Below are 4678 nucleotides of genomic sequence, written 5' to 3' on the forward strand. Positions count from 1 at the left end.
ATGACAGCGCCCCTCTCCCCGTCACTATACGGGGAGAGGATGCCGGCAGGCAGGTCAGGGGCGGCGCCGAATTTCCGCCAGGGAAGACTCGGAAAACGCACTCCTCGCTCCATCTATCTATTCTTCCCCCGTAGGGCAACGATGGCCGCCGCCGTTTCCTCGATCGAGCGGCGGCTGACGTCGATCATCGGCCAGCCATGGCGCGTGCAGATCTTGCGGGCATAGGCGAGCTCTTCGCCGATTGCGGCGCGGTCGACATAATCCGATGCCTCATACGAGCCGCTGTTGCCGAGGATGCGGTTTTGCCGGACATGCGAGATGCGTTCGGCGGTGGCGATCAGCCCGACGATGAGCGGCTTGCTGGCGGCAACCAGGCTTTCCGGCACCGGCACGCCGAGCACGATCGGGATGTTGGCGGTCTTGATGCCGCGGTTGGCGAGATAGATGCTGGTCGGCGTCTTCGACGTGCGAGAAATGCCGATCAGCACCACATCGGCATCGTCCATGTTGAGCGGCAACTGGCCGTCATCATGGTCCATGGTGAAATTGAGCGCGTCGATGCGGCGGAAATATTCGGCGTCGAGGACATGCTGGGCGCCGACGCGGCGGCCGGCCGGGGTGCCGAGATAGGACTGGAACACGGTCAGCACCGGCTCCAGCACCGATACACAGGGCAGGCCCATGGCCGCGCAGCGCTCGTCGATGCCACGCGCCAGCTTTTGGTCGACGACCGTATAGAGGATGATGCCCGGCTCCTCCTCGATGTCCTCGAACACCTTCGCCACCTGCTTTTCGGTGCGGATAAGCGGATAGATATGCTCGATGGCGCGCGCATCCTTGTACTGCGCCGAAGCCGCCCGGCCGGCGGCGAGCAGCGTTTCGCCGGTCGCGTCGGAAATCAGGTGCAGGTGGAAGAAGCTCTGGGGTTTGTTCACAGGGGGTCACCTGGGGCTGTGGGCTTCTGTGGATAAAGCGGGATGAAAAGACGGGCCTGTCGGAGGCGACTGTATCAGATGGCAGTTTGTCCACAATTCGATGCGCTGTCAGCTTCGTCGGGTGACTGGGGACAAGTTTGGGGACGGCTTTTTTCGACTACGGGCCGTCCACAGGACCTGCCTTTCACCACTGTGCCTAACACTTTGACTCGATTGACCGATTCCGAGCTATCCCCAGAACCTTACATCCGGGAAAAAGAAGCACGCGACAATATGTTGGCTGGTGTTTTCCGGGGCAAAGCGGGACAGGTGACAACCACCAGAACCAACAGACTCTTAGAATCAGAAGAATCTTAGATATAAGAATCTTTGATTATAGAAGAGGCTGGGAGAAGCGAGCGCCCGATGCCCCAGAACCGGATCATGCTGGATGTCCTGAAGGGCAAGGCTCATTTTCCGCCTCCGCTCTGGATGATGCGTCAGGCCGGACGCTATCTGCCGGAGTATCGGGAGACACGCAAACGCGCGGGCTCGTTCCTGGACCTCTGCTATGATCCCGACCTTGCGGTCGAAGTGACCTTGCAGCCGATCGAGCGTTTTGGTTTCGATGCCTCGATCCTGTTTTCCGATATCCTTGTGGTTCCGCATGCGCTTGGCCGTGACGTCCGCTTCGAAGAGGGCAGAGGGCCGCTGCTGACGCCGATCACCGCGCCGGAGATTTTGGCTCTGGAAGGCAAGGTGTTTCACGTGAATCTCGAACCGGTCTACGAGACGGTTCGCCGGTTGCGGGCCAAACTGCCCGAAGAGACAACCCTGATAGGCTTCTGCGGCGCGCCGTGGACGGTGGCGACCTACATGATCGCCGGTCATGGCACGCCCGACCAGGCGCCGGCGCGGCTTTTTGCCTATCGCGAACCGGTGGCCTTTCAACGATTGCTGAAGGTGCTTGCCGAACATTCGGCCGCCTATCTCATCCGCCAGATCGAGGCGGGTGCGGATGTGGTGCAGATATTCGATTCCTGGTCCGGCGTGCTGGACGATGAGAGTTTCGACCTGTTCTGCGTTCAGCCGATGGCCGAGATCGTTGGCCGGGTGCGGGCGGTTCATCCCGATGTCCCGATCATCGGTTTTCCCAAGGGTGCCGGTTCGCGCTACCGGACATATCGACAGAAGACCGGCGTGACGGCGCTGGGGATCGACTGGACGGTACCCCTGATCGCGGCGAAGGAATTGCAGCGCTCGGGTGCGGTTCAGGGCAATCTCGATCCCTTGCGGCTCGTGGCTGGCGGCAAGGCGCTATCCGACGGCGTCGAGGCGATCCTGGGAGCGCTGGGAGACGGACCGCTGATCTTCAATCTCGGTCATGGCATCACGCCGGAGACGCCGATCGCCCATGTCGAGGCGATGGTGAAACAGGTGCGGAGCGCGACACGCTGATGGCTGAGATGAAAAACACGAACAGCACCGGTCAGGCGATGATGCGGATGATGTCAGGTATCGCGGTGCTGGTCGTTCTCACCGCGCTTTTGTATTTCGCGGCACCCGACAGCTTCTATCTCTGGGCAAAGGGGATCCATATCCTCGCCGTCATCTCATGGATGGCGGGCATGCTCTATCTGCCGCGGCTGCTGGTCTATCATGCCGATGCCGAGAAGGGCTCGGTGCAATCGGAGACCTTCAAGGTGATGGAGCGGCGCCTGCTGCGCGGCATCATCAACCCGGCGATGATCGTGACCTGGGTGTTCGGCCTGTGGCTCGCCTGGAAGGGTTTTGGTTTCCAGGGCGGCTGGCTGCATGCCAAGATCGGTGCGGTGCTTTTGCTGTCCGCCATGCATGGCTATCTCTCGGGCGCGGTGCGCAAATTCGCCGAGGACCGCAACGAAAAACCCGCCAGGCACTGGCGGATGGTCAACGAGATCCCCACATTGCTGATGATCGCAATCGTCATCCTGGTGGTGGTCAAACCGTTCTGATGGTTCGACTGATGCCTTCAAGCGTTGGCGCTGCCCCTCACCTGCCTGCCGGCATCCTCTCTCCGTATAGGGACGGGGAGAGGGGCGCTGTCATTGATGGTTTCGCCAATCATCAGCGTGGCTGGAAACAGCGCCAGCGCTGAAGCTGCCCCTTTCTCCCCGTCTCTATACGGGGAGAAATGTCCGGCAGGACAATGAGGGGCGGCGCCGACATCTCCGATTGACCGCTTCCCAGTCGACTGTGACTTGTAATTGCCGCTGTTAAAACGCAGCTTGCTCTTTCACCCGACCGACGATAAAAGACGGGTCTTCCTTCCCGTCATGCGCCGCCCCTCGTTGTTTTCGGCCGCGCCCGGCATTTGTCGCATCCCGCCGATATTTTCCCAAAGCCTACCCAGACTCCATCTATTCAAGGTCCGTCTATGCAAGAAATGAAACTCGCCGAGTTCAAGAACAAGAAACCGCCAGAGCTGATCGCTTATGCCGAATCGCTCGAGGTCGAAAACGCCAGCGTCATGCGCAAGCAGGAGCTGATGTTTGCGATCCTGAAGAAGCTGGCCGCCCAGGAGATCGAGATCATCGGTGATGGCGTGGTCGAGGTGCTGCAGGACGGTTTCGGCTTCCTGCGCTCCGCCAATGCCAATTATCTGCCAGGTCCCGACGACATCTATATTTCGCCGTCGCAGATCCGGCGCTTTTCGCTGAAGACCGGCGATACGGTCGAAGGGCCGATCCGCAGCCCGAAAGAGGGCGAGCGCTATTTCGCGCTGCTCAAGGTCAACACCATCAATTTCGACGATCCCGAAAAGATCCGTCACAAGATCCACTTCGACAATCTGACGCCGCTCTATCCGACCAAGCGGCTGAAGATGGAGATCGAGAATGCGACCACCAAGGACATCTCGCCGCGTGTGATCGACCTGGTCGCGCCGATCGGCAAGGGGCAGCGCGCTCTGATCAACGCGCAGCCGCGTACGGGCAAGACGGTTCTGATGCAGAACATCGCCCACTCGATCACCGCCAACCATCCGGAATGCTATCTGATCGTGCTGCTGATCGACGAGCGGCCGGAAGAAGTGACCGACATGCAGCGCTCGGTGAAGGGCGAGGTGATCTCCTCGACCTTCGATGAGCCGGCGGTGCGCCACGTGCAGGTCGCCGAAATGGTCATCGAGAAGGCCAAGCGCCTGGTCGAGCATGGCCGCGACGTCGTCATCCTACTCGATTCGATCACTCGTCTCGGCCGCGCCTACAACACCGTCGTGCCGTCATCCGGCAAGGTGCTGACCGGCGGCGTCGACGCCAACGCCCTGCAGCGGCCGAAGCGCTTCTTCGGCGCTGCCCGCAACATCGAGGAAGGCGGCTCGCTGACCATCATCGCCACCGCGCTGATCGATACCGGCAGCCGCATGGACGAAGTCATCTTCGAAGAGTTCAAGGGCACCGGCAACTGCGAAATCCAGCTCGACCGCAAGGTGGCCGACAAGCGCATCTATCCGGCCATGGACATCTTGAAGTCCGGCACCCGCAAGGAAGACCTGCTGGTTTCCAAGCAGGATCTGCAGAAGATCTTCGTGCTGCGCCGCATCCTGGCGCCGATGGGAACCACCGACGCAATCGAGTTCCTGATCGACAAGCTGAAGCAGACCAAGACCAATGCGGATTTCTTCGATTCGATGAACACGTAACTGGCGAGGGCCAACGGGCAACTGCTTGCGCTGCCCCTCATCCGCCTGCCGGCACCTTCTCCCCATATAGTGACGGGGAGAA

Annotated in this window: 4 protein-coding genes; 3 read left to right on the top strand and 1 reads right to left on the bottom strand. The window is 60.5% G+C overall.

From position 1 onward, the window contains the following. Positions 1 to 113: 113 nt before the first annotated feature. Complete coding sequence (locus EOB49_RS32875; protein ID WP_127320737.1) at positions 114 to 935, bottom strand: pyruvate, water dikinase regulatory protein; 822 nt, start codon at positions 933 to 935, stop codon at positions 114 to 116. A gap of 405 nt (positions 936 to 1340) precedes the next feature. Here EOB49_RS32875 and hemE point away from each other — a divergent pair, with 405 nt between their 5' ends. The 3 genes from hemE (at position 1341) to rho (ending at position 4596) form a co-directional block, all read left to right on the top strand. Further along, a complete protein-coding gene (gene hemE, locus EOB49_RS32880) occupies positions 1341 to 2372 on the top strand; it encodes a uroporphyrinogen decarboxylase (protein ID WP_127320736.1) in 1032 nt (343 codons plus the stop codon). Continuing rightward, a complete protein-coding gene (hemJ, locus tag EOB49_RS32885) occupies positions 2372 to 2908 on the top strand; it encodes a protoporphyrinogen oxidase HemJ (RefSeq protein ID WP_127320735.1) in 537 nt (178 codons plus the stop codon). Before hemE ends, hemJ begins: the two co-directional genes overlap by 1 nt. 422 nt (positions 2909 to 3330) lie before the next feature. Next, positions 3331 to 4596: a transcription termination factor Rho gene (gene rho, locus EOB49_RS32895; protein ID WP_127268017.1), complete on the top strand. Its 1266-nt coding sequence runs from the start codon at positions 3331 to 3333 to the stop codon at positions 4594 to 4596. Positions 4597 to 4678 lie beyond the last annotated feature (82 nt).

The sequence above is a fragment of the Mesorhizobium sp. M7A.F.Ca.MR.148.00.0.0 genome (assembly GCF_003997735.1).
Taxonomy (GTDB): Bacteria; Pseudomonadota; Alphaproteobacteria; order Rhizobiales; family Rhizobiaceae; genus Mesorhizobium.

Bases quoted from the DNA above. Each gene is read 5' to 3' on its own strand.
- hemJ (WP_127320735.1), top strand. From the start codon at position 2,372: ATGGCTGAGATGAAAAACACGAACAGCACCGGTCAGGCGATGATGCGG.
- hemE (WP_127320736.1), top strand. From the start codon at position 1,341: ATGCCCCAGAACCGGATCATGCTGGATGTCCTGAAGGGCAAGGCTCAT.
- rho (WP_127268017.1), top strand. From the start codon at position 3,331: ATGCAAGAAATGAAACTCGCCGAGTTCAAGAACAAGAAACCGCCAGAG.